This window comes from Arthrobacter sp. P1_A5, assembly GCF_056406825.1.
The window spans coordinates 1-26,081 of sequence record NZ_JBFTZL010000036.1 but is presented as its reverse complement, the minus strand read 5'-3'; the positions used below and the strand labels follow the sequence as shown (position 1 = coordinate 26,081).

The following is a 26,081-nucleotide window of genomic DNA, read 5'->3' as shown; positions in this document are numbered from 1 at the left end:
GCCACCGTCAGCACATAGTCGACCAGCAGCGCCGAGGCCACGGTGAGGCCGGCGAACTTGCCCAGGTTGACGTTGGCAATCTCGTAATCGCCGCCGCCGGAGGGGTAGGCGTGGACGTTCTGGCGGTAGGAGGCCACCACGGTCAGAAGCACCACCATGACGGCGAGGCCCACCCACGGGGCGATGGCGACCGCGCTCACGCCGGCCAGGGCCAGGGTCAGGAGGATTTCATCCGGGGCATAGGCCACCGAGGACAGCGCGTCCGAGGCGAAAATGGGCAGCGCGATCCGCTTCGGCAAGAGCGTGTGGGCCAGACGGTCGTTCCGGAAGGGCTTGCCTACCAGCACCCGCTTCACGGCATTGAAAATTGTCAGCACCACACAAAGCTAGTCTGATTCGGACGCGATGTCATGACGGCGAAGTTGGCGTCCGCAAGGACGTCGGCCGGCGCCCCGTGGCCGTGGCCTTCCGGCACCGCGTGGCCGGTAGAGTTTTACGCAGTATCAGACGCAGAACCAAGAGGAGGCCCTTGTGGCGCACTTCGTGATCATGGGTTGTGGCCGTGTCGGGTCAACCCTGGCACACACGCTCGAGGACGCCGGTCATTCGGTGGCCATCATCGACCAGGATGACCGCGCCTTCCGGCGGCTCCGCACCGGGTTTTCCGGACGGAAGGTCACGGGGGTCGGGTTTGACCGCGAGACGATGAAGCGGGCAGGCGTCGAGGAGGCCTATGCCTTCGCGGCCGTTTCCAGCGGCGACAACTCCAACATCCTCGCCACCCGGGTGGCGCGGGAGACTTTCCACGTTCCCCATGTGGTCGCCAGGATCTACGATCCGGGCCGCGCCGAAATCTACCAGCGCCTCGGCATTCCCACGGTCGCCGCGGTCCGCTGGAGCGCCGACCAGGTGCTGCGCCGCATCCTGCCCGAACAGCACATCGCCGGCGACTACCGGGAGCCCTCGGGCCGGCTGGTCCTCGCCGAAGTTGACCTTAACCCGGACTGGATCGGGCACCCGATCTCCTCGATCGAGAAGGCGGCCGGCATCCGGATCGCGTATCTGACCCGGTTCGGCGAGGGCATGCTGCCCGTTGCCGGCACGTCCTACCAGGACGGCGACACCGTCCACGCCATGCTGAACGTGGACCGGAGCTCGGAAATCGGCCATATTCTCGCCAAATCCCCTGCCAAGGAGTCCTGAGTGAAAGTCGTCATCGTCGGTGCCGGAAGCGTCGGGTCCTCGATCGCCCGCGAGTTGTTGGCCCACAAGCACGAAATCCTGCTGATCGACGAGAAGCCGGAGGTCATCGGCCGGAGCGGGCTGCGCGGAGCCCACTGGCTGGTCGGTGATGCCTGCGAGCTGAGCACGCTGCAGGACGCCAAACTCGAGGACGCCGACGTCGTGGTCTCCGCCACCGGTGACGACAAGGTCAACCTGGTGGTCTCGCTCCTGGCCAAAACGGAATTCGGCGTCGGGCGTACCGTCGGCCGGGTCAACAACCCCAAGAACGACTGGATGTTCGACGACTCCTGGGGCGTCGACGTCGCGGTCAACACCCCGCAGCTGATGACCGCCCTGGTGGAGGAGGCGGTGGAGATCGGTGACCTGGTGCGGCTGCTGACACTGCAGACCGGGGTGTCCTCGCTGGTGGAGTTCACGGTCCCGCACGACTCGCATGTGATCGGGCTGACCGTGGGCGATGTCCAGTGGCCCGAGGACGCCACCCTCGTTGCGATCCTGCGGGACCAGGCGCCCATCACGCCGAGCCGCGACGACGTGATCGACGGCGGCGACGAACTGTTCTTTGTCACCACGATCGCGGCCGAGGACGACCTCCGCGCCCTGCTGGCGCCCGAATCACCGCTGGAGGACCAGCACCCGGTGACCTCGGACCAGCACGGCCACGGCACCCAGCCGGCCGGGGACGACGGCTTCGACGGCTGATCCGTTCCGCTCCCAGTAGTTGCGCTACCAGATATGGCCGTTCCCGAAGTTTGGGAACGGCCATATCTCATAGCGCATCGGGTCAGTTGGCCTCTGGGGCCGCGGCGGGCACCGGGGCCGGCCGGGTGATCAGCCAGGCAACCCAGATGCCGAGGATGTATAGCGGGGCGCCCATGAGGAGCCTGGTAGTGGCGAGGGCGGCGAGGCCCTGCTCGCCCATGAAGTAGAGCGGAACCTGCACCACGAGCCGCAGAACCAGCACGGCAACGATCACCCACGTGCCGATGCTGTACGCCCTGATCCGTTTCGGGTCCTTGCGCCATTCCAGGCCCTCGTTGCGGATGAAGCCGAAGAGCAGGCCGGCGATCGGCCAGCGCACGGCCACGGAGATCGACATTGCCAGGATGTAGCCGACGTTGGTGAAGAACCCCAGGACGTAGAAGTTCTCTGCTTTGCCGGTCGAGGTGGCCAGCCAGGCGGAGAGGCCGACGCCGATGAAGCCGGCCAGAGCCTGCGTCAGTGGTTTGCGCTGAACCAGCCGCGCCACGGTGAAGACGGCGGCCACCGCCAGGGAGGCCGTGACGGCCATCGCCAGGTTTTCCCGGTCGATAGTGAAGGCAATCAGGAAGACCAGGCCCGGGAGGATGCTCTCGGCAATGCCCTGGATGCCGCCGGCGCTTCTAAGCACATCAATGTTGCCGTTGCTCGACCGGTGCAGGCCGGCCTTGGCCGCGTAGTCCCCGGCAAGCTGAGCGACAGTTGGCGCGGCGGTTGTGGGCTGGGCGGTTGTGGGCTGGGCGGTGGTGGGCTCGGAAGTCACGGGTGCGGAGATGTCCCGGCCGCCGTCCGCGGATTCCGCCGGCTCCTGCCGGTCGGTGTCTTGCTGAGGCCGCTCCGGGCGGTCCCGCTCGGGGTGTTCGGGCAAGGTCATTGCTCCTCCTGGCGGGAGAGTATTTCGTAGCGTGGGTTGAAGATCGTGGGCAGCCCGTCGCGGATGGTGACCATGCCCTCGAGCCGGAGCTCTGTTCCGGCGTCGACGCCGGGGATCCGGCGCCGGCCCAGCCAAACAACGCGCAGCCGCTCCTTGGGACCGGCCGGCCGCTGGCGCTGAGCGCCGGGGCGCACCCGGTGTGTTGATACCCCGTTGACCGGCAGGCTGCTGGCCGCCCCGGCACCGGAGCCGGCTTTGGCACCAAAACCCGGGAAACGGCTGACGGGCGCAGGTAGGTCGTGATCGATCAGGATCGCAATGAAGGAAGCCACCTGGTTGGCGGGCACGTACGTGACGGACTCGATGAAGCCGTGGCACAGCACCCGCCCGCGGTCCGGCAAGTCCCGGACGGACATGGCGGCGGTGGCTTTCTTGCCGGCGGCATCAGCCAATCTGAGTTATCTCCGGTCCGCGTTCGGGCTGTTCGAATTCGGGGGCCGCCTGCGGCGACGGTGCAGCGGCGGTGTCCTTGGGCAGGCGCAGCTGCAGCAAGTCACGCGGCGGCATGGGGTTCTCGCCGCGGACCACGACGATCTTCCGGAAGAGCCCCTCCAGTCCGGCCGCCGCGTCGCGGTCAAGGGCTGCCTCGCCGCCGAAGACTCCGCGGAGGAACCAGCGCGGGCCATCGACGCCGATGAACCGGGCCACGCGGTACCCCTGGCTGCCGTCCGCGCCGCCGGCGGGAAGCTTCGCCACGAGTTCGGTGCCGAAGCTGCCCTCGACTTCCTCGACCTGGCCGCCCTGGCTGCCGACCGACTGCCCGATCTGCTCACGGATTTCATCCCACAGGCCCTCGGAGCGGGGGGCGGCGAAGGCCTGCAGCTGAAGGCTCGATCCCTCCAGGTCCATGGTGACGGCGACGACGCGCTGGCTCGCCTCTTCAACCTCCAAGCGGAGCTGGAGTCCCTCCCGGGGTGCGATCAGCAGCGCACCGAGGTCCACATACCCGTCCTGGTCGTCGATTTCCGAGACGTCGAAGGGGCCCGTCGCGGCCCGGCCGGCGGTTTTGGCAACGTTCCCGGCCGGTGTCGCGGCGGCGTCACCAGCAGCTTCCGTGGCCACAGCGTTCTGGTCCGTATCGGCCCCGGTCGGCTGCTCCTGTTTGGCTTTCCTGCCGCGCCCAAAAACCATGGGGTGTCTCCTTCAGTTGTGATCCTGTACCGCCGCCCGGCGCCGTCCTGGCGCCTGTCCGCGTGGCCGCCCGCTACCCCGCGGCCGGCTCCTTATTCCGTGCATCATTGACTGYATGTGCTGCGGTGCCTGCGGCACTGCTGAAACGCAGTTGGCTCCCGTGGTGTTGCCGGGGCCTGCGCTCAGGCCGGTCCGCCGAAACCGCCGGTGGAGCCGAAGCCTCCCCCGCCGCGGACGGAGCCGTCGAGCTCCTCGACCGGGAGGAACCTGGCGTACTCCACGCGCTGAATGACCATTTGTGCAATTCTATCGCCGCGGCGGAGCTCGATCGCCTCGTCCCGGTCCGTATTGAGCAGTGTCACCGCGATTTCACCGCGGTAGCCGGCGTCCACGGTCCCCGGGGCGTTCACCACCGTGAGTCCGTGCTTGGTGGCGAGGCCGGACCGGGGGTGGATCAGCGCAACGAATCCATCCGGGAGCGCAATCGAGACGCCTGTCGGGACGAGGCGGCGCTCCCCCGGGGCGAGGACGAAGTCCTCGCGGGCACGAAGGTCAGCGCCCGCGTCGCCCGGGTGCGCGTACGATGGCGGCTCGAGCCCGTCGTCGAGCATTTTCAGCTGTACCGTCAAGGTGGGCGTTCCGTAGGCTGCGTCGCTGGCCGTTGGGGCGGCACTGGCGACGGCGGTGTTTTCTTCAGTCACAGTCCCTCACTCTAACGCCCGCAAGGAACATCGTCCTAGCCGCCGCCGGCCTGCCCGCGCACGCCGCCCGCGGGACTGGTACGCGGTGGATGCGGGTGGATGCGGGTGGATCCAGGGCTGGAGCCGGGCGGGGCCGAGGTGAAATAGCCCGGGAAAGATGAAAAGCTGTGCTTATGCCCGAATCCAGCGCAGCCGCGCCTGCCCCGAAGAGCGCCCCGAGCGACTCCACTGCCCTTTACTCCGAGAAGCTTTGGCCGAACTTCTGGATCTGGCTGGTTGCGGCGGGGTTCTCCAGCGCCGGGATCCTCATGCTGGCGCCCATCAGCATCTGGGCCGGTATTACCGCAGCGATCGTGCTCTTCGTCATCATCTCCGTGCTGCTGGTCCTGTCCACGCCGTCAATCACGGTCACGAGGACCACCCTGAAGGTGGGCAGGGCCACGATTGATCGCGGGTTCCTGGGCAAGGCCACGGCGTTCCGGGGCAAAGAAGCGACGGCGGAGCGGGGCACCCGGCTCAATGGGCTGGCGTTCCTGTGTATCCGCGGCTGGGTGGATCCGGTGGTCCGGATCGAGATCCAGGACCCCTCGGACCGCACCCCGTACTGGCTGGCGTCCAGCCGCCACCCGGAGCAACTGATCGCCGCGCTCAACGCTTAATTCCCACCGCCTCCTGCACGGCTCTCCCCAACTCCCAGAGGGGACCTCACGTCGCCCCCTCCCCGGTCCTGAGATGCGTGCCCGGAATCCGGGTTCCTGGTCAGGACTGCCGCGCGCCTAGCCCTCGCAATCCTTGCAGTACTTGAGGCCGTCCTTTTCGCGGGCAATCTGCGAACGGTGGCGGACGAGGAAGCAGGAGGCACACGTGAATTCGTCAGCCTGAGCGGGCAGGACCCGGACCAGCAGTTCCTCCCCGGACAGGTCCGCGCCGGGAAGTTCGTAGCCTTCGGCGAGGTCGGACTCATCTTCATCCACCACGGCGGAAGGCTTCTCCGTACGCCGCGCCTTCAGAGCCTCAATCGAATCCTCGCTGATGTCTTCTTCGGTCTTACGCGGCGCATCGTAATCAGTCGCCATTATTTGTTGCTCACACTCCGCATTCGTTCGATTGATTCGCCGTTCCAGGATGGCCCGCCGGGATGGTAACCCTGGGCTCCGGGAACGGTTCACCGTTGTAACGCCGGACATGCGGTTTTTGTGCCCGGTGTCGGGTCATTTTTGCTTAAGCGCCTCCCGAATGCCAGAGCCCACCGGTCCCCTCGCCCCGATCTCTCCCGCAGACCGGCAAAAACCGGCGGAAAGTAGCGGAAAATCACGGCGCGCCTGCCGTCCTAAGCCGAAATGCATCCGGCTGGTGGCAGAGTTTCGATTGTTAGTAATGCCAGGGTGGAGGATTTGTATGCAGGATCTACGGCTTGTAGGCGTCCACGACGACGGAGAGCATCTCCTGTTGAGTGGCACCGGCGGCGAGATGTTCCAGCTGCCGATCGATGAAGCACTTCGGGTGGCAGCCAGCCGGACGTCGGCGAAGACCGCGTCCAGCGCGGCCGCACCCCCTATTGCCATGTCGCCGCGCGACATCCAGACCAGGATTCGCAACGGGGCCACCGCCGCCGAAGTGGCGGAACTGTCCGGAATTCCGCTGGAGAAAGTCCAGCGCTATGAGGGCCCGGTCCTGGCCGAACGCGAGTACATCGCGCAGCAGGCCCGCAAGGTGGAGGTCGCCTCCCCCGCCCCGGGCCACGACGCCTACCGGTCGGTGTTCGGTGAAAACCCGGCGTCCCTCAGCGAGATGGTGGAGCACCGGCTCAGGGCCTACGGCGTCGAGCCCTCAACACTTGAGTGGGATTCCTGGCGACGTCCCGACGGCAGCTGGAACGTGGTGGCCCGCTTCGAGCCCAAGCCCGGCGGCCCGGCCGGAATCGGCGAGGAGCCGCCGGCCCTGTGGACCTTCCACCCTGCCCGGAAGACCCTGCAGAACGCCAACCGCTGGGCCCAGCAGCTGAGCGAACTTGAGCCGCTCGAAGGCCCAGTGCCGACCCGGCGCCTCACGGCCGTCTCCGACCGGCCTTTCGACTTTGAAACCGATGCCGAGGCCGCGGCCCGCACAGCGACCGGCCAGCACAGCATTATTCACCAGATGCTGCTCCAGCAGGACAGGATCCACCAGGAACAAGACGCCGACGGGCTGCTGGACATGCTGCGTTCCCGCCGCGGACAGCGGATCGGCGTGGACGAGGACGCGGACGACGCCCTTGCCACGCTCCTGACCACCGGCGTCCCCGCGGCCCACCCCCGTCCCTCGGAGGTCCCGGAAGCAGCCGGGCTTACGGCAGCTGTGGAACCGGATGCCGTCCCCGAATCCGCTGCGGAGGGCGATCCCGCCCCGGCCCAGACCGACCCGGCCCTCATCAACCCCGGCCTGCCGGACGTACCGGCAGTGGAGGCGGCCGCCGCGTCGGAAACCGACCCCTTCACGCGGCGGCGCGACGGCAGGCCGTCGATGCTCTCGCGGCTGAGCCTCGCACCGCGCCTCCCGGAGGAGGACGATGCCTTGAAACTGCACGATGGCGTCAGCACCGAGACCCGGGAAGTCACCATCGCGGCCTCGCAACTGCGCCCGGCCCCTAAGAGCGGCCCGACCGCGAGCCCGGGCCTGGATGAATTGATCGGCGGCGGAACTTCCCGGCGGCAGCACCGCGAATCCCACGCCGCTGCCCGGAACGAGCCCGGAACGGACCAGCCCGAGCGCCAGCCGGCCAAGCCGAAGCGCTCCAGCGTCCCGAGCTGGGACGAAATCGTCTTCGGAACCCGCAACGACCAATAAGAGCCGGGCCCGCGTTTCCGGCAGGAATTTCAGGCAGCGATTTCCGTCCCGAATTTCAGGCAGCGATTTCCGGCGGGAACGTCAGCCGCGGGGCGCTTTTTTACCGTCGGCCTGGAAGTAGAGCAGCGGGACTTCCCGCTCGGCTTTCGTCAGGGAACCGTGCTGGCCCACAACCTCAAGGGCAGTGGGCCGGACCCTGCGTGTATCATAAAGCGCCAGCGCGTCCCGGGCCGCGATCATGACGTCGCCGATCCGCGAGACGGCCTCGGCCCGCACGTCGCCGAACAGGCCGCCCGCGATCGCTTCCTCACGGGTGAAGGCCCATATTCTGTCCCCGAAACGGGACCGCCAGTTGGCCAGCAGGCGGCCGCGGGCGGCGTCGTCCGTCCTATCCTCGAGGTAGAGGTGGACCATGCGCGGCTCTCCAGCGGTGTGCCRCACGCCGGCGAGCAGCGCCGGCTCCGCGGAGTAGTCGATCCGCTGCGATTCGGGCACGTCCACCATTCCGTGGTCCGCCGTCAGCAGCACCGTGGTGCCGGCCGGCAGGGTGGCGTTGAGCCGGCGCACCGTGGCATCGAGTTCTTCCAGCTGGTGCTCCCACTGGGCTGACTGGCAGCCGTGGCGGTGCCCGGCCTTGTCGAGCTCATTGACATAGAAGTACATCAGCGAGGGACCGGCGCTGGCCATGGCCTCGGCGGCAGCTTCGGTCCGGGCGTGCGACGTGGTTCCGGTGAGGAAGCGGCCTCCGCGGAGCGCGGCCTCGGTCATGGCCGAGGTGCTGAACTGCGGCAGGCTGACCGTCGTGACACCGACGTGTTCCGCGGCCCGTTCGAAAACGGTGGGGAACGGCTGCCACGTCCGCGGGTCCACGCCGGCGTCCCAGTTGCCCAGCATGTTCACTACCCGGTCCTGATCCGGATCCAGGACGTCATAGCCCACCATGCCGTGCTGGCCCGCCGACAGTCCGGTRCCAAAGCTGGCGAGGGATGCCGCGGTGGTGGACGGGAACGCCGAGTCCAGCGACACGGGCACCTGGCCCTGGCCGGCCTGCTGGACCGCACGCAGGAACGGGGTGTGGGCGCTCTTCTGCTTCAACAGGTTCCGGCCCAGCCCGTCGGCCAGCACCACGCACACGCGTTTGGCGGCCGGAAGGTTCAGTTTGTTCTCAAAGCCCGGGACACCCAGGCTGGCGGCGGCGCTGGTGAGCACCTCGGCGATGGAACGGTGTCCGAACGCCGTGGCGGCCGGGAGCGGGGACGGACCAGCGCCGGCGGCCAGCGGGACGGCGGCGGCGTCGGCGGCCAGGGAGGGAGCCAATACCGGGATTGACAGCTGATCTTCGGCGGGCTCAGGCTGACGGAGATGGGCCATGTCAGCGCTGGTGGCCGCGGCTGAGGCGGTTTCCGAATACGCCCATCCGCGGTCGGGGCGGCAGCCCGGGCCCGTTGTGCGGCACCGGCGCCGCGGAGCCGGTGTTCACGGCACGGAGGGCGCGGGCGAAGAGCTTGGCGTCCTGTACGGCCTGCAGGCCGTCCGCTTCGGCGCTGATGCGCAGGACGATGTCTTCCTGGGCAATGGTGCCGCTGTAGCCGTGATCGGCCTCGCACTGCGGGTCCCCGCAGCTGGCCGGACCCATGTCGAGGCGCTGGCCGCCGGACCATGCAATGGACAACGTCAGCTCGCGGACAGGGTCGGAAGGCTTGTAGTCCTGCGGCTGGGCGTAGACATAGCTCAAGACCACCGAGCGGATCTGGGTGACCGGAACGGACTCGGTGGACACCTGGGCGACGGTCTGCTCGCCGGCCTCGTCGAGCTGCTGGTCGTCGACATGGGTGATGACCAACATGTCGTCGGTCAACACCAGAACGGTGATGTGGCGGCGGACCTCGGCCCTGTCGAAGTGTGTCTCGAGATGTACGAGGTGGGCCACGCAATCACGGCCATCCAGGGCATCRGCGACGACGTCGGCCACGAGCCGGGGGTAAAAACCGGCCTGYTGGAGGGCYCCTTCCAGGCTCTGGCCCTGCGCRCTGTGGTCATGGAGGCCGTKSWGGYGCGCGGTCTGGCGTSCGGGGGCRGTCGCCAGGGGYTTGGGTGYTGGAGGCTGGGWGCTCATAGTCTCCATTTTCACAGATCAGCTGGGGACTTGCTAACTGCCGGGCCCCGGACACGGGCTGCAGCCCGGGAGGTTCGACCCTAACTGCGCATCGCCCGGCGCGCACTGTCGGTCCGCTGGGCGGCGTTCGCGATCCTGACATCGGCGGCCAGGATCGAGGCACCATCGGGCCCGGCGAGGACGGGATTGAAATGCACCAGCGCGATCTCCGGGTGGTTGTCCTTCAGCCTGGTGAGGCGGGCTGCGAGGTCCTCGAGCGCCGCGACGTCGACGGCGGGCAGGCCCTGGTAGCCGAAAAGCTTCCGCGACGCCCGGGGCGCCCGGATGAAGTCGTGGACGTCGGAACCGGAGAGCGGCGGCACGCGGTGCGCCCAGTCATCGAGCAGGTTCACGGCGTCTCCGGCCAGGCCAAAGGAGATCACCGGCCCCAGCAGCGGGTCTTCGATGGCGCGGAAAGTGCAGGCCTGCCCCACAGGCACCATAGTCTGCACTTCCAGGGACGGCGAGCCGTACCGCTCGAGCGACTTGCGCATCTCCAGCACGTTGCGCCGCAGCGAATCGGCGTCCTGGATGTCCAGCCKCACACCTCCCAGGTCCAGCCGGTGCCGCAGCGCCGGGTCCGTGGTCTTCAAGGCCACGGGCCAGCCGAGCTGCCCTGCCGCGGCCACGGCCTCCTCCGCCGTCTCGAACCCGACGGACGGGACCAGCCGGATGCCGTAGTGGCCCAGCAGCCGGGCGGCCGTGTCCTGGTCCAGCCGGACGAGCTGCTCGCCGCCCACATCGCGCAGAAGGACCTCCAGGTCCGCCCGGGCGGGCTCCGGGTGGCACCCTTCGGGTTCCACGAACAGGCCCTGGTCCCGGTCCAGCCATTGGGCGTAGCGCACGACGGCGGCAAGGGCCGCCACCGCCGCACCCGGGTTGGAGTAGCACGGGACCGGCGGAGCGGGGGCGGCCTGGTGGGGCTGGTCAGGTTCGGCGCCGACCATGCCCTCCACATAGATGGAGGGATCAAGGATTCCGCTAAAGGCGGCCACCACCGGCTTGCCGGCCGCCGCGGAGCATTCGGCCAGCACACCGGCGATCTTTTCGACGGTGAGACCGTGCGCCGGCAGCAGCGCGACCACCGCGGCGTACACCGTGTCCGCGGTCAGGGTTTCCTGCAGGCTCCGCCGCAGGGCCGGCAGTGCCCGTGACATGCCCGCGTCGAGGTCGACGTCGGTCACGATCCGTTCCACGCCGAGCCCCTGGCGGGCGGCACTGTCCGCGACCACCTTGCCAAGGGCGCGCGAGTTGCTGAAGACGGCGATGCCGGGGCCCCCGGGCAGCGGCTGGCTCGAGACGATCTGGGCGACGTCCATGAGCTCTTCGATGGTCTCGACCCGGATCACCCCCGCCTGCCGCATCATGGCGTCCAGCGCTTCCGAGGGCGCCTGGGTGGTGCGGACGGCATGACCGGGCGGCAGGTTCAGGCCCATGGCGTCGGACTTGGCCRCAATCACCGGTTTGGTGCGGGCAAGGCGGCGGGCCAGCCGGGAGAACTTGCGCGGGTTGCCGATCGATTCCAGGTACAGGCCCACCGCCGTGGTGTCGGCGTCGTCTTCCCAGTACTGCATCATGTCGTTGCCGGAGACGTCGGCCCGGTTGCCGGCCGAAAGGAAGGTCGAGATGCCAACCCGGCGCCGGCTGGAGGCCGCGTAGAGGGAGACGCCGATCGCGGCCGACTGGCTGAACAGCCCCAGGCCGCCGCGGCGGGCCAGGGCCGGTGCCATCGAGGCGTTGAGGGACACGGCCGGGTTGGTGTTGACGATGCCCAGGGACGCCGGGCCGATCACGCGCATGCCGTTCTCCCGGGCCTGCCGGACCAGTTCGCGCTGGCGCGCCAGGCCGCGTTCGCCGTCGTCCGCGTACCCAGCGGTGGCCACTACGATTCCCTTGACCCCGGCGGCCGCGCATTCCTGGACCACCTTGGGGACCTCGTCGTACGGTACCGCGATGATGGCGAGCGTGACCGGGCCGGGAACCTCGGAGAGCCGGGCGAAGGAGAGCATGCCGGCCAGTTCCAGGGCCTCCGGGTTGATCGCATAGACCGGGCCGCTGAAGCCGCCTTCGATGACGTGCTCGAGCAACTGGTAGCCCACGGTGCCCCATTTGCGGCTGGCTCCGATCACGGCCACGGACGCCGGGGCGAGCAGTTCCTGGATACTGCGGGCCTCGGCGCGGTGCTCGCGGGATTCCATCACGGCGCGGGATTTGTCGGTGGGGTCGATGTTGAACTCGAGGCTGACGACGCCGTCGTCGAAGTGGCGTTTGACGTCGTAGCCGGCGTCGGAGAAGACCATGAGCATCTTGCGGTTCTCCGGAAGCACCTCGGCACTGAACTTGCGGATCCCGTTCTCGCGGGCCGCGGCGGCGAGGTGTTCGAGCAGGATCGAGCCGATGCCGCGGCCCTGATGGGCGTCGGCGATGTTGAAGGCGACCTCGGCCTCGGCCGGGTCATCGAGCCGGTCGTAACGGCCGATGCCCAGGATTTCGCCGCCGATGGTGATGACCAGGGCCACCCGGTCCTTGTAGTCCACCTCGGTGAAGCGCTTGAGTTCCTTGCTGGAAAGCTTGGACTTGAAGGCGAAGAAGCGCATGTAGATGGACTTCTGGGACTGGCCCACGTGGAAGGCCTGGACCGCATCTGCATCGGAGGGGTGGATGGGGCGCACATGCGCCGTGCCGCCGTCGCGCAGGACAACATCGGCTTCCCAATATTCCGGATATACGCCGTCCGCCGGCTGATCCACCATAGGCTTAGCCTAGTCATAAACTTACGCAGTACCCGTTCAGCACCCCTCAGAAGGATCCACCAGCCTTATGGCACGCCGCCAAACCACGCCCCCGGCAGGGGAACCCAGCCAGGATTTCGTTGAGAACATCGTCGATATCGATGTCACGTCCGAGATGGAAGGCTCATTCCTCGAATACGCCTATTCGGTGATTTATTCGCGGGCCCTTCCCGACGCCCGCGACGGCCTGAAGCCCGTCCAGCGGCGGATCCTCTACATGATGTCCGACATGGGGCTGCGCCCGGACCGCGGCCACGTCAAGAGCGCCCGCGTGGTGGGCGAGGTCATGGGCAAGCTGCACCCGCACGGTGACGCCGCGATCTACGACGCCATGGTGCGCATGGCCCAGGACTTTTCCCTGCGGCTGCCGCTGATCGACGGACACGGCAACTTTGGCTCGCTCGACGACGGCCCGGCGGCGCCCCGCTACACGGAAGCCCGGCTGGCGGCCGCGGCCCTGACCCTCACCGACCACCTCGACGAGGACGTCGTCGATTTCGTTCCCAACTACGACAACCAGCTGACCCAGCCGGACGTGCTGCCGGCCGCGTTCCCCAACCTGCTGGTCAACGGCGCGACGGGCATCGCCGTCGGCATGGCCACCAATATGGCCCCGCACAATCTGGTGGAGGTCATCGCCGCGGCCCGGCACCTGATCGACAACCCGGACGCCACGCTCGAGGACATCATGAGGTTCGTCCCCGGCCCGGACCTGCCCACCGGCGGCCGGATCGTGGGCCTGGACGGCATCCGCGACGCCTATGCCACCGGCCGCGGCTCCTTCAAGACCCGGGCAAAGGTGGACATCGAGCAGCTCTCTGCCCGCCGCACCGGCCTGGTGGTCACGGAACTGCCGTACATGGTGGGCCCGGAAAAGGTGATCGAGAAGATCAAGGATGCCGTCAACGGCAAGAAGCTCACCGGCATCAGCGACGTCGTGGACCTCACCGACCGCAAGCACGGCCTGCGCCTGGTCATTGAGCTCAAGAACGGCTTCAACCCCACTGCCGTGCTCCAGCAGCTCTACCGCTACACCCCGATGGAAGACTCCTTCGGCATCAACAACGTGACGCTCGTCGATGGCCAGCCGCAGACCCTCGGGCTGCTCCAGCTGCTCTCGGTCTACGTGGACCACCGGATCAACGTGGTCCGGCGCCGCACCGCGTTCCGGCTGGGCAAGAAGAAGGACCGCCTGCACCTGGTCGAAGGCCTCCTGGTCGCGATCGTGGACATTGACGAGGTCATCCAGATCATCCGGTCCTCCGACGAGGTGGCCGAGGCCCGTACCCGGCTGATGTCCATCTACGATCTCTCCGAGATCCAGGCCAACTACATCCTGGAACTGCGGCTGCGGCAGCTGACCAAGTATTCGCGGGTCGAGCTGGAGAAGGAGCAGGAGGAGCTCCGCCGGGAGATCGCGGAGCTTGAGGCGATCCTGGGCTCCCCCGTGCTGCTCCGTGCCCTGGTGTCCGACGAACTCGGCGAGATCGCGGAGAAGTACGGCACACCGCGCCGGACCGTCCTGCTGGAATCCGAGGCCGTCTCCCCCACCGTCGCCGCGGCACTGGGCGCAGCCGCCGGGGCCAAGGGCAAGGCCGCACCGCTGGCCCTTGAGATCGCGGACGATCCTTGCTGGGCCATCCTCACCGTGTCCGGACAGATTGCCCGCACCGCCAACCAGGACAGCCTGGCCGAGGCCGGACCGCGGACCCGGCATGACGTTTTCTCCTCCGTGGTCAAAACCACCGCCCGCGGCGAGATCGCCGCTGTGACCTCGCAGGGCCGCATGCTGCGCCTGCAGGTCATGGACATGCCTGTGCTGCCGCCAACCTCGGGTACCCCCAACATGGCCGGCGGGGTAGCGGCCAAGGATTTCATCACTCTGCTCAAGGGGGAATCACTGGTGGCCTTCGCACCGCTGGACCAGGTCCTGGCAATCGGAACCGCCCAGGGCGTGGTCAAACGGGTGCAGCCGGACTATCCGCTGAACCGCGAAGACTGGGAAGCGATCGCGCTCAAAGACAAGGACACCGTGGTGGGCGTTGCCCCCGCCGGGTCCGACGACGACGACCTCGTCTTCATCACGCGGCAGGCCCAACTGCTGCGCTTCAGCGCCTCCGCCGTCCGCCCGCAGGGCCGGACGGCCGGCGGCATGGCCGGGATCAAGCTGGCCGCCGGGGACCGGGTGATGTTCTTCGGGACCGCCAGCGCCGCTGACGCCGCCGCCGTCGTCGTGACCATCGCGGGGACCGAAGGCGCGCTGCCGGGCACAGCCCCCGGGGCCGCGAAGGTCACCGCCCTGGCCGAGTACCCGGTCAAGGGCCGGGCGACTGCCGGGGTGCGGGCACACCGTTTCCTCAAGGGCGAGGACACGCTGCTGCTCGGCTGGGCTGGGCACGGTCCGGCCAAGGCGTCCTCCCTGGCAGGTGTGGCGCGCTCACTCCCCGGCGAGCATGGCCGCCGCGACGGCTCCGGCATTCCGCTGTCCCAGGCGATCGACGCCATCGGACCCAGCATGGCGTGGTCAGATGACCCGGAAGCCGGCAACGACACGTAGGTCCGCGGACGAACGAAACCCGGCCGGCGGCGCCGTCGCGCTCCGGCCGGGCTTCGTGATCCGGCGTTGCCTCCGGCGATCTCAGTCCCGGAAGCCTTGCCTGCATCCTGTGTGCCGGCGCTAGGGCATGTGGTTGAGGCTCAGGATGTTGCCCTCCGTGTCCAGGAACCACGCGGCCGAGCTTCCGTCCGGAGTGGTGGCGATGCCGTCCTCCGTTTTTAGGCCCGGGAAGTCGTATTCTTCGAAGACGACTCCCTTGGCTCGGAGTTCCGCAACGGCACCCGGAAGGTCCTCGACCACCCAGCCGATCTGCGTGTTCTTGGCCGTTCCGGCATTGGGCGTCTGGTACAGGAGGAACCCGGTACCTCCGCCGCACTTGTACTGCAGGTTGTCCTCGGCATCCGCGTTCTCGGGTTCGAGCCCGAGCTTATCGCGGTAGAAATCCCGTGCACGCGCGATGTCCGCTGCCGGTAGCACTGCGCCGACTTGCTTGTCCTTGAGCATGGCTATTCTCTTTCCAGGCCCGCCCCCCGGAAGGAATGATACTCCTCCATATCCCCCACGTACCTGAGAAACCGCGACGCTGATTTCCTTGGCCGGCGGGGGCATTGGTGGGGGAACGGCCCCGACACGGCGCCCTGATGTCCGCCGCTGGTTAGGCGAGATGTCCCCTGTTGGTCAGGCGAGGGAGAGGAAGAGCCTTTCGAGCTCCTTCCGGTCCATGGTGGTGTCTTCGCGGACGAGGCATTGCTCAAGTCCGCTGGCGATGATCGCGAATCCGGCCTTGTCCAGAGCCTTCGAGACGGCCGCCAACTGCGTGACGATTGCCCTGCAATCCCCGCCCTCCTCCAGCATGCGGGTCACAGCAGCGAGCTGTCCCTGGGCGCGCTTGAGGCGGTTGACCACAGGGGTTAGTTCAGTCGGATCGAGTTGCATGAGGTCTCCAAAGGCGTAGGTGGCTTGCCATCACCTTATACCCCACCGGGTATTTTGCATACCCCTATGGGTATCTGCCATACTCGGTGGGGTACTCACCCACGACCCCTTTCGAGAGGCCCCCATGATTTCGCCTTCCACCGCCATTTCCGCTCTCGCTCCGGAGACCTTGCGCAGCTGGGTCACCGAGCATCAGGACCTCATGATCATTGACGTCCGCTCGGCCGCTGAGTTCGAGTCCGTGCACATTCGCGGGTCATACAACGTGCCGCTGCCGCTGCTGTCCGAACACACCGATGAGCTTGCCGCCCGTCTGGGTAGCCGCGTCGTCCTCGTTTGCCAGTCAGGGGCCCGCGCTGAACAGGCGCGGCAGCGCCTCGGCAGTTCCGGCATCAATACGGCCTACGTCCTGACCGGCGGCGTCCCCGGCTTCGCAGCGGCCGGGGGTGACGTGGTCAAGGGCAAGGAACGCTGGGACCTGGAGCGGCAGGTCCGTCTCGCCGCCGGGTCGCTGGTGGTCCTCGGCCTGGCTGGCGGCAAGTTCGTCTCCCCCAGGATCCGGACGCTTGCCGGCGTCATCGGCGCTGGCCTGACCTTTTCCGCGGCGACCAACACCTGCGCCATGGGCCGGGCCATCTCGGCCTTGCCGTGGAACAAGTCCGCCACGGAGCCCACGCGCGAAACCGCCATCATGAACCTGCCGGTTGTTCCGGCTGAGCAGGCTCCGGCAGCATGATCGCGGCCCTGTCTCTGGGGCTCGTCGTCGGCATCGTTCTCGGTGTGGTGGGTGGCGGCGGGTCGATCATCGCCGTTCCCGCCCTGGTCTACGGCGTGGGCATGAGCCCCGCGGAGGCCATTCCCACCTCCCTGCTCGTGGTGGGCATCTCGTCCCTGGCGGCACTGGTGCCCAGGCTCCGTGAGGGCATCAACTGGCCAGTGGTCCTGATTGTCGGTGCCGCGGGCATCCCTGCCGCTTGGGCCGGAACCGCCCTGGGCCGCCTGCTTGATCCGAACATCCTGATGCTCGCCTTCGCTGCCATCATGGTGATCGCGGGGATCCGGATGCTCGCGCGGACCAGGGAAACCGACGGTTCCTGCAGCATCGGGCCCACCAGGGCTTTCCGCACCTGCGCCCCAAAGGCCGTCGGGGTTGGCCTCCTGGTCGGGTTCCTCACAGGGCTGCTGGGTGTGGGCGGAGGGTTCCTGATCACCCCGGCTCTCACACTGTTCCTGGGGCTGCGCATGAAACAGGCAGTCGGTTCCTCCCTGGCCATCATTGTGATCAATTCGACGGCGGGCTTCGGGGCCCACGCCGCAGGTTTCACGATCGAGTGGCCCACGGTTCTGGGCTTCGCGGTCCCGGCCATCCTTGGATCCCTCTATGCTGCCCGGCTTGCCCGCCGGCTGCAGGACAAGCACATCCGGGTCTCCTTCGCGATGCTCATCTTTGTCGTAGCGGCATGGGTCACAACGAGCACCGTCACCGCCTGACCCGCCAACCCCCAACCCTCCCGCCGGAGAAGCTCCAGCGGGACCCCTAACGCCCTACCGAAAACCTGGCACAGCCGGCACGCAGGATCAGATACCAAACTTCCCCCACGAAGGAGAACACCAATGCTTATCGAGCGCATTTACGATGAAGACCTCGCCCAGGCCAGCTACCTCATTGGCTGCCAGGCCAAGGGTGAGGCTGTTGTTGTGGACGGCCGCCGGGACATCGCGGTCTACCAGGAACTGGCCGAGAAGCACGGCATGAAGATTGTGGCCGTCACCGAAACCCACATTCACGCCGACTACCTCTCCGGCACCCGCGAGCTGGCCGCCGCCACCGGCGCCACGATCTACGTCTCCGGCGAAGGCGGCCCGGACTGGCAGTACGAATTCGACGGCGAACGGCTCTACGACGGCGACAGGATCGCCCTCGGCAACATCACCATCCAGGCTCTGCATACCCCGGGCCACACCCCGGAGCACCTGTCCTTCCTGGTGACTGACGGCGCCTTCAGCGACCAGCCCGGCTACCTGCTCTCCGGCGACTTCGTCTTCTCCGGTGACCTGGGGCGCCCGGACCTGCTGGACGAAGCGGCCGGCGGCGTGGACACCCGGTTTGAGGGTGCCAGGCAGCTCTTCGCCAGTCTGCGGGACAAATTCCTGACCCTGCCCGACTACGTCCAGGTCCACCCGGCCCACGGCGCCGGCAGCGCCTGCGGCAAGGCCCTRGGCGCCATCCCCTCCACCACCGTCGGTTACGAACGGCTCTACGCCTGGTGGGGCCCGTACCTCGCCGCGAACGACGAGCAGGGGTTCGTCAATGAGCTTCTCGACGGCCAGCCGGACGCCCACGCCTACTTCGGGCGGATGAAGCGCGAAAACCGTATCGGCCCGGCAATTTTGAGGGAACGTGCCCCGCTGCAGGAGCTGGACATCGCCGCCGTGGCCCGGGATCTGGCTGCGGACAAGGCAACCTTCATAGACACCCGCTCCAACACCGAGGTCCATGAGGGCACCGTCACCGGCTCCCTGAACATCCCCGCCGGCAAGTCAGTGGCCAGCTACGGCGCCTGGGTCGTCAACCCGGAAACCGATAAGAACCCGTTGGTTCTGCTGGCCGCCGGGCCGGAGCAGGCCCAAGAGATGTGGGATCACTTGGTCCGCGTCGGCATCGACAACATCGCTGGCTACCTCACCGGCGTCGAAGGCCTCCCAACCTCTACCCCGCGGCTGATCCAGCCTGCCGATCTGGCCGACTTTGACGCTGCGATGGTGCTGGACGTCCGCAACCGCACCGAGCACCTGGCCGGACACATCCCCGGATCCCACCAGCTCAGCGGCGGCCGCGTCATGTGGCACCTCGACGAACTCCCGGCCGGAGGCACTATCGTGACCTACTGCCAAAGCGGCATCCGCAACTCCGTCGCGGCCAGCGCCCTGCGCCGCGCCGGGTACGACATCGTTGAACTCGACGGCAGCTACGCGGCCTGGGCCGCCCACCGGCACTCCGTGGCCTCATCCCGCTGACCCTGGGAAGGGACGTCCGTCGCCACGCCGGCCAGAGGCACGCGAAGCCAACGGAGACCGCCCCGGACGGCATCGAAGGCTCCCGGGGCGGGAAGGCCTTCGGACTCTACCGGGCAGCCGAGGTCGGCCAAAGAATCGGAATAGAGCAATGGTCTGAGGCGAAAGGGCACCGGTCTTGATGTGGGGCTACGGCATGAATATGGGCTGGATGTGGATGTGGGGCGTACTCCTGCTCATCGGCATAGCGCTGCTGGTACTGGTCGCCGTGCGCATGTTTGCCGGAGGCGGCACTCACGGCGGGATGCAGGGACCGCAGGGGCCCTACCCCGGCAGGAGCCGGGCCCGGCAGATCCTCGATGAACGCTTTGCCCGGGGTGAACTGACGGCGGAGCAATACCGCGAGCAGCTAAAGGTTCTCGGCGAGGACCAATAGTGCTCCCAATGAGCCGCCGGAACGCGCTCCTGCTGGGCGGCCTCGGCACGGCAGCCATAGCCGCCGGCGGAGCCGGGCTCTGGTGGACGGTCAGTTCCCGGTTCGCGGCCGTCGCGGGCGGAGACTTCACCGAGCCGAAGCAGCTGCGCAGCAGCAACGGACGGTTGCAGGTCCGGCTCGAAGCGTCCGCTGGCTCAGTGCAGCTCGGCGGCCAGCAGGCCTCGGCGCTTGGCTACAACGGCGGAATCCCCGGCCCAACCCTGCGTTTGAGGGGTGGGGACGTGTTCGCCGTCGAGCTGGTCAACAGCATGGACGTCCCGACAAACCTGCACGTCCACGGACTCCACGTTTCACCCCAGGGCAACGGAGACAACGTTTTCAACGTCGTCGAGCCCGGCCACTCGTTCCGCTACGAGTACCGGCTCCCTGCGGACCACCCGCCCGGCGTGTACTGGTACCACCCCCATCATCACGGCATGGTCGCCGATCAGATTTTCGCCGGCCTGTTCGGTGCGATCATCGTCGAGGACGCACAGCCCGTGGACGTCAGCCGCGAGCGGGTGATGGTCGTCTCTGACATCACCCTGGACGGCTCCGGAACCGTCGCCGGCCCCTCGCCCATGGACCGGATGCTCGGCCGGGAAGGTGAACTTGTCCTGGTCAACGGACAAAGCAACCCGAAACTTTCCGCCCGGCCGGGCGAGCGTGAGCGGTGGCGGATCGTGAACACGTGCGTGGCCCGCTACCTGCAGCTGCGCATGGACGGGCAGCAGATGCAGCTCCTCGGCATGGATTCCGGCCGCTTCCCCACGCCCCGGAACGCGGACGAGGTGCTGCTGGCGCCGGGCAACCGTGCAGATGTCCTGGTCACAGCTGTCGAGGGCGACGCCACTCTCAGTGCCGTCTACTACAACCGTGGCAGCATGGCCGGCATGATGGGACCGGCAGGGCCAGCCCCCAACGGCGCCCAGGGCACAGGGGATCTCGTGCTGGCGACCCTCTCGGTCTCCGGCGCCCCGGCCGCTCCTCCTCCGGCGGTGCCGGCCCGGCCCGCAGCGGCAGACCTGAGGACCGCGGCCGTTGCCGCCCACAGGCAGCTGACCTTCGCCGTCGGCGGCATGGGCATGGGGATGGGAATGAGTTTCACCATCAACGGCCGTGAATTCAACGCAAGCCGGACGGACTCCACTGTGGCCGCGCAGACGGTGGAGGAGTGGACCCTGATCAATCCCAGCCCGATGGACCATCCTTTCCACCTGCACGTCTGGCCGATGCAGATCATCGAGGAACAGAGCCAGGCGCCGGGCCAGCCCGTCTGGCGTGACGTCGTCAACATACCCGCCAACGGACAGGTGCGGGTCCGGATCCACTTCAAGGATTTCACCGGCCGCTCCGTGTACCACTGCCACATCCTGGACCACGAGGACCAAGGAATGATGGGCGTCATCGAAGTCCGCTAGCCACCGGGAGCAAGTATCCCGACGACGGCCCGGCCAATGCCCAGCCTGTAGCCTTGACCTGGCTACCATCCAACACTGCCAACCGGAGGGAGAATGCCATGGCCGCAGCTTTCATGAGCCATGCCGCAACCGCCCTTCGCCGCGGCTTCCTGCTAGCGGGCCTGCTGGCTGTCGTGGCTGGATTCCTCGGGATGCACGTCATGACCGGAATGCATGGCGCTCATGCCATGACCGCGGTGACATCCTCCGCGGAAGCCGCGGGGTCATCTTCCCGGCCGGAGACCGGCCTCGCACCTCATCCGGCCGCCCATGCCCTGCAAGAGCGCACTATGGGCCATGACTCCTTGGCTCCGCGCCCTGCGACCCCAGCCGGTCCCGACCTGACGGCCGACAGCCGGGCCGCTGCCCCCGCGGTGTCGTGCGTATGCCAATCGAACTGCGCCGACGCTGCGTCAATGCACTCGGCCTGTGTGCCCTCGGCGGCAATGACGTCCCTGGCCGCGCCCCCACCTGGCATGGCGCCGGCCTCGATGCACAACCCGGACACGCACGGCGACGCCGCCGTCAGGGCCTACTGCTATCTCCCCGCAAGTCCTTCGCCGGGCGATCTGTCCATCAGCCGGACGTAAGACGGGATCGCGCCGTGTCGTTGTCCGGCGTCCCCACTTACCCGGCACGCTCCATCCCGTTCTTCCAGCGGCGCGGGCGTGTCATCCGCAGGCGTGCCACAACGCTGATTGATGATTGAAGGACCTGACCCCATGAAGAAAACCCTGACCATTTCTGCCACAATTCCTGCCTTCGGCATTTCCGCCGCCATCGCCCTTGCCGGCTGCGCCGGCACCTCCGGAAGCACACCCGCCGGCACCATGCCGGGCATGGGCAGCGGCGGCATGGGCACGTCGTCCAGCTCGGCGCCCGCAACCGCGGACCACAACGCGGCAGACACCATGTTCACCCAAGGGATGATCCCGCACCACGCCCAGGCCGTGGAAATGAGCGACATGATGCTCAGGAAGCAGGGCATGGACGCGCGGATCACCGCGCTCGCCACAAAGATCAAGGCCGCACAGGCACCCGAAATCGCGCAGATGACGGGCTGGCTCAAGACCTGGAACGAACCCGCCCAGATGGCGTCCGGCCATGGCATGGGTGACGGGGTGATGGGCGACGACGACCTGAAGAAGCTCGATGCCGCCCAGGGCGCCGACGCGGCCAAGTTGTTCCTGGCCCAGATGATCGTCCACCACGAGGGCGCGGTGATGATGGCCAAGACTGAAAGCAGCCAAGGCAAGAACCCTGACGCCCTCAGCCTGAGCAAGGCAATCGTGAGCGCCCAGGAAGCTGAAATCCAGGAAATGAAGGACCTGCTGGCCAGCCTCTAGCAGCGTCCCGGCCCCGGTCCGCCTTCGGACCGGGGCCGTCAACTGGGCGGCCCCGGCCGACGTAGTCCAAAGCATCGGCCGACGGCGGTGCTGCTTTGGCCTCGTACCTGGGTGCCGCACCGGCTGCAGCGACGGGCCGGGATGCCCGGCGGAACGAATGCACCTACACTGCTGGAATGCCTATCATTCCGGATTCCAAGGACTGGACTTGGGTCCTGTCGCAGCCCTGCCCCGAGTGCGGTTTCGATGTCTCCACCGCGACCCCGGCCACGGTGCCGGGGATCGTCATCAGCATGCTCCCGCGGTGGCGTGCAGCCCTCCGACGGCCGGACGCGACGGAACGGCCCAACGAGGCCACGTGGTCCGTCCTCGAGTATGGCTGCCACGTCCGGGACGTCTTCACACTTTTCGATCACCGCCTGTCCCTCATGTTGTCCGAGGACGATGCCCGGTTCGATGACTGGGACCAGGACAAGACGGCAATCGAGCAGGACTACGCCAACGCCGATCCAGCCCAGGTCGGCGTCGAGCTGACGGCGGAGGGCGAGCAGATTGCCGCGTCCTTCGCACGGGTAAAGGAGGAGGATTGGGTCCGCTTGGGGACCCGGAGCAACGGCTCAGTGTTCACTGTCCTGACCTTCGCGMAGTATTTCCTGCACGACGTCGTCCACCACCTCCACGACGTGGACGGCTAACGCGAAGAACTGGCGCGCGGACGGCAGGCGCGCGGACGGCCGGCGGGAAGCCGCAGGGTCTGCGGTTCCCTGAGGCGGCCCCTACGGCACGGCCGGCTGAAGCTCCTTGTCCCACGCCATGCTCCGGTTGACGGCCACATAGCCCATCTTGAGGTAGAGCGCGAGGGCCCCGGTCGGGTTCTCCGAGTCGACATCCAGCGAGGCCACGTCCATGCCCGCGGCGGCGAAGCGGCGCATGGCATCGGCCAAGAGCACCTGCGCGATGCCCCGGCCACGGTACTCCCGCCGGACGCCAAGGAGCTCCGTGTAGCCTTCGCGGAAGCCGCGGGTCAGGGCGGCCTCGACGTCGTGGGTGGCCAACTGGTACCCGGCCACCGTGCCGGTAGAACGGTCCAGCACGACGCCGCTCAGGTCCGGCCGGGCCTGCGGATCATTCACCACATAGCCCCAACCCTCCTGGTCGCGGGGCTCGCTGCCCCAGTGGTCCCGGAATGCCGCGTTGTGCGCCAGCCGCACCGGTTCATGCAGCTCCGGCCCAAAAGTGACGAGCTCCAGTCCGGGGTCCAGGGAGGATTCAGGCACAGCCTGGGTCAGTGGCCGGTGCATCTCGTTGTAATAGCGGACAATGCCGTAGCCGGAACCGGCGAACAAGGCGGCCTGGTGCTGGTGCTGCTGCTCGGTATGGAGCCGCAGTCTCGGGCGCGGGACGCCCCCGGTGCCGCCCGCATCGCCGTCGCCGGCATCGCCGGCATCCCCAACTGTGCCGGCATCCCCAACCGTGCCGGCAGGCCGTGCGTCCTCGGCAAAGCGGTCCCTGGTCCGCTGTTCCATCCAACCCAGCAGCAAGGTGCCGATCCCGCTCCCCTGCCACTCCGGGTCAACGCAGCCGGAGCCGTTCGCCTTGTCACCGTCGCGGTTCTTGGTGATCCGGCCGTAGGCCCGGGCAACGCCCTCCGGATCGAAGCCGATGATGGAGTTCGCCGTTACCGGGTTATTTTTCGACTCCAGGATCTGTTCCAGATCCGCCTGGCGCTCGAACCAGACGGGTTGCTCGACGGCGGCCGTGCGGGCAATCAGGCCGGCCCACGCGTCGAGGTCGCGGCGCTCCGCCGGCCGCCAGGACAGCCGGGGGTCAAGTGYGGGCCGGGGGTGGAGCTCGCCGTTGCGGTTCATGGCAACAGGCTAATAGGCGGGTTACCCGCGCGCCAGCACGGCCGCCGTCGCCGGCCCCTCGCCCGCGGCGCCCGTGGCGGCAGCCGCGGCTGCGGCGTCCAGGTCCAGTCTGGTGTCCGCGGCGTCGATATCGTCCGGGTTGTGGGTGACCAGGACAACGGTCCGGTCGCGCAGCCCGTCGCGCAATTCGGCGAGCATGAGCCTGCCTGACTCCGCATCGAGGTGCGCCGTCGGTTCATCGAGCAGGATGACGTCGGCCCCGGTCATGAGCGTGCGCGCAACGGCCAGGCGCGTACGCTCTCCGCCGCTGAGAAAGGCCCCGCCCGGGCCGGTCCGGGTGTCCAGGCCGTCCTCAAGCCGGGCCAGCATCGGGCCGAGTCCGACCGCGTCGAGGGAAGCCCGCAGCTGCTCGTCCCCGTTGGCCACCACGGCGCCGCCGGGTCCACGCTGCGCACTGTCCGTACCGGCGGGAGCCGGCTCCGGCCGCGCCAGGAGAAGGTTGCCGCGGATGGTCGAGTCGAACAGGTGTGCCTCCTGCGGGCACCAGGCGGCGCGTCCGCTCAGGTACAGGTGGCCGCCGGCCGCCGGCAGGAACCCCAGGACCGTGGCCAGCAGGGTCGACTTGCCGGAGCCGGAGGCGCCGGTGACGGCCAGCCAGCGCCCGGGGCCGGCCTCGGCCGTGAGTCCGCTGAAGACATTTCCGCCGCCAGGCCACGCGGCAGCGAGGTCCACGAGTTCAATCCCCGGCCGGCCGCCGGGCCGCGAAGCCACGGGCACCAGTCCGCCCGTTGCGGCGCCGCCGTCCGCGTCACTGTTCGCCCCCGCCTCCAGGACTCCTGCCGCGCTGATCCGCCGCATCACGGCGCGGAGCGCGGGATACTGCCGCACGGCCGTGGTGATGGCCGCGTAAGGGTCCACCAGGGCCAGCTGCACGAGGACGACGACGGCAACAGTCTCCGGTTCGACCACGCCGCTCAGGGCGAGCGGGGCGGCCAGCACGGCGCTGGCCAGGGCGGCCACGGCACAGGCCAGGACGGTCAGGGCCTGGCCGAGACCCTCCGCCCATGCCGACCGCTGTGAGGCTGCCGTCGCGGCCCGGTCCGCCCGGCCAATCGCAGCGAGCACGGGGGCGCTGACGCCGTTCGCGTGCAGTTCTGCGCGGGCGTCCAGGGCAGCGGCAACGTGTCGGAGCACACCGGAGCGGAGGTTTTGTTCGGTGCCGGCGGACATGCGGTCGGCGGCCAACGCCAGGGCGGGGGCAACGACAATGCTCAGCAGCGCTGCCGCGGCCACGGCAGGCAGCGCAGCGGGAAGCAGCAGCCCGATCCCGGCCACTGCGGCCGCGGCGACAGCGATGGCGGTCACGGGCGGCAGCACGACGCGGGGCAAAAGTTCGCGGACCGTGTCGACGTCGTCCACCACCGTGCCGAGTACGTTGCCGCCCTGCAGGAGCCGGCGCAGGGACAGCGCACGGCGGCTCAGCGACTCCCAGAGCCGGCCCCGGAGCCGGGTCAAGGCGGCGAACACGGCATCGTGCAGCAGCAAACGCTCGGAGTACCGCAGGCACGCCCGGCCGACGCCGAAAAACCTCACGCCGACGATCGCGGTGAGCAGGTACAGGATGGGCGGCTGTTCACTGGCCCGGATGATGAGCCAGCCGGACAGCCCCGCGAGGGCGACGGCGAACAGGGCCGCCAACGTGCCTACGGCTCCGGCGGCGGCGAACCGGCCCTTGACCGGGGCCAGCAGGCGACGCAGCTGGGCAGGGACCGAACCGGACGGGCCGGCCGCGCCGGAGCCGGAGCCGGAGACGGAGCCGATTGAGCTGGCCGAACCGGCGGCCGCGGCAGGAGCGGTGCCGGTTTCGGGGCGGCCCGGAGC

At 68.2% G+C, this 26,081-nt stretch carries 25 protein-coding genes and 1 pseudogene; 13 read left to right on the top strand and 13 right to left on the bottom strand.

Annotation, left to right across the window (positions count from 1 at the left end; all coding sequences use genetic code 11):
• Positions 1-377, bottom strand: a pseudogene (locus tag AC1D1S_RS08110) (DNA-binding protein); the annotation flags it as partial.
• 154 nt (positions 378-531) lie between these two features.
• Here AC1D1S_RS08110 and AC1D1S_RS08105 point away from each other — a divergent pair.
• Positions 532-1,203 carry a potassium channel family protein gene (locus AC1D1S_RS08105; protein WP_028277003.1) on the top strand — a complete coding sequence of 224 codons (672 nt, stop codon included), beginning with the start codon at positions 532-534 and terminating at the stop codon, positions 1,201-1,203.
• Positions 1,204-1,947: a potassium channel family protein gene (locus AC1D1S_RS08100; protein WP_018772421.1), complete on the top strand. Its 744-nt coding sequence runs from the start codon at positions 1,204-1,206 to the stop codon at positions 1,945-1,947. It abuts the gene before it with no gap.
• An 82-nt stretch (positions 1,948-2,029) separates the two neighbouring features.
• Here AC1D1S_RS08100 and AC1D1S_RS08095 read toward each other — a convergent pair whose 3' ends face one another.
• From AC1D1S_RS08095 to dut, 4 genes are all read right to left on the bottom strand, one after another.
• Positions 2,030-2,878, bottom strand: a complete 849-nt coding sequence (locus AC1D1S_RS08095) for a DUF3159 domain-containing protein (RefSeq protein WP_476994192.1) — start codon at positions 2,876-2,878, stop codon at positions 2,030-2,032.
• Positions 2,875-3,330: a hypothetical protein gene (locus tag AC1D1S_RS08090; RefSeq protein WP_243179330.1), complete on the bottom strand. Its 456-nt coding sequence runs from the start codon at positions 3,328-3,330 to the stop codon at positions 2,875-2,877. The genes AC1D1S_RS08095 and AC1D1S_RS08090 overlap by 4 nt, the downstream gene beginning before the upstream one ends.
• Positions 3,323-4,069 (bottom strand): DUF3710 domain-containing protein, encoded by a 747-nt coding sequence (locus AC1D1S_RS08085; protein WP_243179332.1) that lies wholly within the window; start codon positions 4,067-4,069, stop codon positions 3,323-3,325. Before AC1D1S_RS08085 ends, AC1D1S_RS08090 begins: the two co-directional genes overlap by 8 nt.
• A gap of 182 nt (positions 4,070-4,251) precedes the next feature.
• Positions 4,252-4,770: a dUTP diphosphatase gene (gene dut / locus AC1D1S_RS08080; protein ID WP_476994191.1), complete on the bottom strand. Its 519-nt coding sequence runs from the start codon at positions 4,768-4,770 to the stop codon at positions 4,252-4,254.
• Positions 4,771-4,943: 173 nt separating this feature from the next.
• Between dut and AC1D1S_RS08075 the strand changes: the two genes are divergently transcribed.
• Entirely contained in the window at positions 4,944-5,429 is a 486-nt protein-coding gene (locus tag AC1D1S_RS08075; protein ID WP_476945544.1) for a DUF3093 domain-containing protein, read from the top strand.
• Positions 5,430-5,546: 117 nt separating this feature from the next.
• Here the strand turns inward: AC1D1S_RS08075 and AC1D1S_RS08070 are convergent, their stop codons facing one another.
• Complete coding sequence (locus AC1D1S_RS08070; RefSeq protein WP_243179335.1) at positions 5,547-5,846, bottom strand: DUF4193 domain-containing protein; 300 nt, start codon at positions 5,844-5,846, stop codon at positions 5,547-5,549.
• A 322-nt stretch (positions 5,847-6,168) separates the two neighbouring features.
• On the opposite strand from AC1D1S_RS08070, the gene sepH reads away from it, so the two are divergent.
• Complete coding sequence (gene sepH, locus AC1D1S_RS08065) at positions 6,169-7,596, top strand: septation protein SepH (protein ID WP_476994190.1); 1,428 nt, start codon at positions 6,169-6,171, stop codon at positions 7,594-7,596.
• Between the two features lie 81 nt (positions 7,597-7,677).
• On the opposite strand, the gene AC1D1S_RS08060 is transcribed toward sepH, so the two are convergent.
• The 3 genes from AC1D1S_RS08060 to AC1D1S_RS08050 form a co-directional block, all read right to left on the bottom strand.
• The gene (locus AC1D1S_RS08060; protein ID WP_476994189.1) at positions 7,678-8,967 is read right to left on the bottom strand and encodes an alkaline phosphatase family protein; all 1,290 of its coding nucleotides are present in this window, start codon (positions 8,965-8,967) and stop codon (positions 7,678-7,680) included.
• A 1-nt stretch (position 8,968) separates the two neighbouring features.
• The gene (locus AC1D1S_RS08055; RefSeq protein ID WP_476994188.1) at positions 8,969-9,712 is read right to left on the bottom strand and encodes a DUF5998 family protein; all 744 of its coding nucleotides are present in this window, start codon (positions 9,710-9,712) and stop codon (positions 8,969-8,971) included.
• An 80-nt stretch (positions 9,713-9,792) separates the two neighbouring features.
• On the bottom strand, positions 9,793-12,504 hold the full coding sequence (locus AC1D1S_RS08050; RefSeq protein ID WP_476994187.1) for a bifunctional acetate--CoA ligase family protein/GNAT family N-acetyltransferase: 2,712 nt from the start codon (positions 12,502-12,504) through the stop codon (positions 9,793-9,795).
• Positions 12,505-12,571: 67 nt separating this feature from the next.
• On the opposite strand from AC1D1S_RS08050, the gene AC1D1S_RS08045 reads away from it, so the two are divergent.
• Positions 12,572-15,100: a DNA gyrase/topoisomerase IV subunit A gene (locus tag AC1D1S_RS08045; RefSeq protein ID WP_476994186.1), complete on the top strand. Its 2,529-nt coding sequence runs from the start codon at positions 12,572-12,574 to the stop codon at positions 15,098-15,100.
• A 120-nt stretch (positions 15,101-15,220) separates the two neighbouring features.
• Here the strand turns inward: AC1D1S_RS08045 and AC1D1S_RS08040 are convergent, their stop codons facing one another.
• Both AC1D1S_RS08040 and AC1D1S_RS08035 read right to left on the bottom strand, forming a co-directional pair.
• Positions 15,221-15,604 (bottom strand): VOC family protein, encoded by a 384-nt coding sequence (locus tag AC1D1S_RS08040; RefSeq protein ID WP_243179363.1) that lies wholly within the window; start codon positions 15,602-15,604, stop codon positions 15,221-15,223.
• 174 nt (positions 15,605-15,778) lie between these two features.
• Complete coding sequence (locus AC1D1S_RS08035; protein WP_476944443.1) at positions 15,779-16,036, bottom strand: metal-sensitive transcriptional regulator; 258 nt, start codon at positions 16,034-16,036, stop codon at positions 15,779-15,781.
• Positions 16,037-16,160: 124 nt separating this feature from the next.
• Between AC1D1S_RS08035 and AC1D1S_RS08030 the strand changes: the two genes are divergently transcribed.
• From AC1D1S_RS08030 to AC1D1S_RS07995, 8 genes are all read left to right on the top strand, one after another.
• Entirely contained in the window at positions 16,161-16,772 is a 612-nt protein-coding gene (locus tag AC1D1S_RS08030) for a rhodanese-like domain-containing protein (protein WP_476994185.1), read from the top strand.
• Positions 16,769-17,527, top strand: a complete 759-nt coding sequence (locus AC1D1S_RS08025; protein WP_476994184.1) for a sulfite exporter TauE/SafE family protein — start codon at positions 16,769-16,771, stop codon at positions 17,525-17,527. The genes AC1D1S_RS08030 and AC1D1S_RS08025 overlap by 4 nt, the downstream gene beginning before the upstream one ends.
• A gap of 123 nt (positions 17,528-17,650) precedes the next feature.
• Positions 17,651-19,054 (top strand): MBL fold metallo-hydrolase, encoded by a 1,404-nt coding sequence (locus tag AC1D1S_RS08020; protein WP_476994183.1) that lies wholly within the window; start codon positions 17,651-17,653, stop codon positions 19,052-19,054.
• Between the two features lie 175 nt (positions 19,055-19,229).
• Positions 19,230-19,487, top strand: a complete 258-nt coding sequence (locus tag AC1D1S_RS08015; protein ID WP_476945536.1) for an SHOCT domain-containing protein — start codon at positions 19,230-19,232, stop codon at positions 19,485-19,487.
• Between the two features lie 8 nt (positions 19,488-19,495).
• Positions 19,496-20,947, top strand: coding sequence for a multicopper oxidase family protein (locus tag AC1D1S_RS08010; protein ID WP_476994182.1), 1,452 nt, complete (start codon positions 19,496-19,498; stop codon positions 20,945-20,947).
• A gap of 455 nt (positions 20,948-21,402) precedes the next feature.
• Positions 21,403-21,576: a hypothetical protein gene (locus AC1D1S_RS08005; RefSeq protein WP_476994181.1), complete on the top strand. Its 174-nt coding sequence runs from the start codon at positions 21,403-21,405 to the stop codon at positions 21,574-21,576.
• A 132-nt stretch (positions 21,577-21,708) separates the two neighbouring features.
• Positions 21,709-22,332: a DUF305 domain-containing protein gene (locus AC1D1S_RS08000; protein WP_243179376.1), complete on the top strand. Its 624-nt coding sequence runs from the start codon at positions 21,709-21,711 to the stop codon at positions 22,330-22,332.
• 176 nt (positions 22,333-22,508) lie between these two features.
• Complete coding sequence (locus tag AC1D1S_RS07995) at positions 22,509-23,027, top strand: DinB family protein (RefSeq protein WP_476994180.1); 519 nt, start codon at positions 22,509-22,511, stop codon at positions 23,025-23,027.
• Positions 23,028-23,108: 81 nt separating this feature from the next.
• Here the strand turns inward: AC1D1S_RS07995 and AC1D1S_RS07990 are convergent, their stop codons facing one another.
• Both AC1D1S_RS07990 and cydC read right to left on the bottom strand, forming a co-directional pair.
• Positions 23,109-24,200, bottom strand: a complete 1,092-nt coding sequence (locus AC1D1S_RS07990) for a GNAT family N-acetyltransferase (protein WP_476994179.1) — start codon at positions 24,198-24,200, stop codon at positions 23,109-23,111.
• Between the two features lie 21 nt (positions 24,201-24,221).
• Positions 24,222-26,081 (bottom strand): thiol reductant ABC exporter subunit CydC (gene cydC, locus AC1D1S_RS07985; RefSeq protein ID WP_476994178.1); only part of this gene is annotated, 1,860 nt, incomplete at its 5' end.

Coding starts and splice junctions, on each gene's coding strand:
- AC1D1S_RS08095 (WP_476994192.1), bottom strand. CDS start 2,878: ATGACCTTGCCCGAACACCCCGAGCGGGACCGCCCGGAGCGGCCTCAG.
- AC1D1S_RS08085 (WP_243179332.1), bottom strand. CDS start 4,069: ATGGTTTTTGGGCGCGGCAGGAAAGCCAAACAGGAGCAGCCGACCGGG.
- AC1D1S_RS08075 (WP_476945544.1), top strand. CDS start 4,944: ATGCCCGAATCCAGCGCAGCCGCGCCTGCCCCGAAGAGCGCCCCGAGC.
- AC1D1S_RS08070 (WP_243179335.1), bottom strand. CDS start 5,846: ATGGCGACTGATTACGATGCGCCGCGTAAGACCGAAGAAGACATCAGC.
- sepH (WP_476994190.1), top strand. CDS start 6,169: ATGCAGGATCTACGGCTTGTAGGCGTCCACGACGACGGAGAGCATCTC.
- AC1D1S_RS08045 (WP_476994186.1), top strand. CDS start 12,572: ATGGCACGCCGCCAAACCACGCCCCCGGCAGGGGAACCCAGCCAGGAT.
- AC1D1S_RS08040 (WP_243179363.1), bottom strand. CDS start 15,604: ATGCTCAAGGACAAGCAAGTCGGCGCAGTGCTACCGGCAGCGGACATC.
- AC1D1S_RS08035 (WP_476944443.1), bottom strand. CDS start 16,036: ATGCAACTCGATCCGACTGAACTAACCCCTGTGGTCAACCGCCTCAAG.
- AC1D1S_RS08030 (WP_476994185.1), top strand. CDS start 16,161: ATGATTTCGCCTTCCACCGCCATTTCCGCTCTCGCTCCGGAGACCTTG.
- AC1D1S_RS08025 (WP_476994184.1), top strand. CDS start 16,769: ATGATCGCGGCCCTGTCTCTGGGGCTCGTCGTCGGCATCGTTCTCGGT.
- AC1D1S_RS08010 (WP_476994182.1), top strand. CDS start 19,496: ATGAGCCGCCGGAACGCGCTCCTGCTGGGCGGCCTCGGCACGGCAGCC.
- AC1D1S_RS08005 (WP_476994181.1), top strand. CDS start 21,403: ATGCACTCGGCCTGTGTGCCCTCGGCGGCAATGACGTCCCTGGCCGCG.
- AC1D1S_RS08000 (WP_243179376.1), top strand. CDS start 21,709: ATGAAGAAAACCCTGACCATTTCTGCCACAATTCCTGCCTTCGGCATT.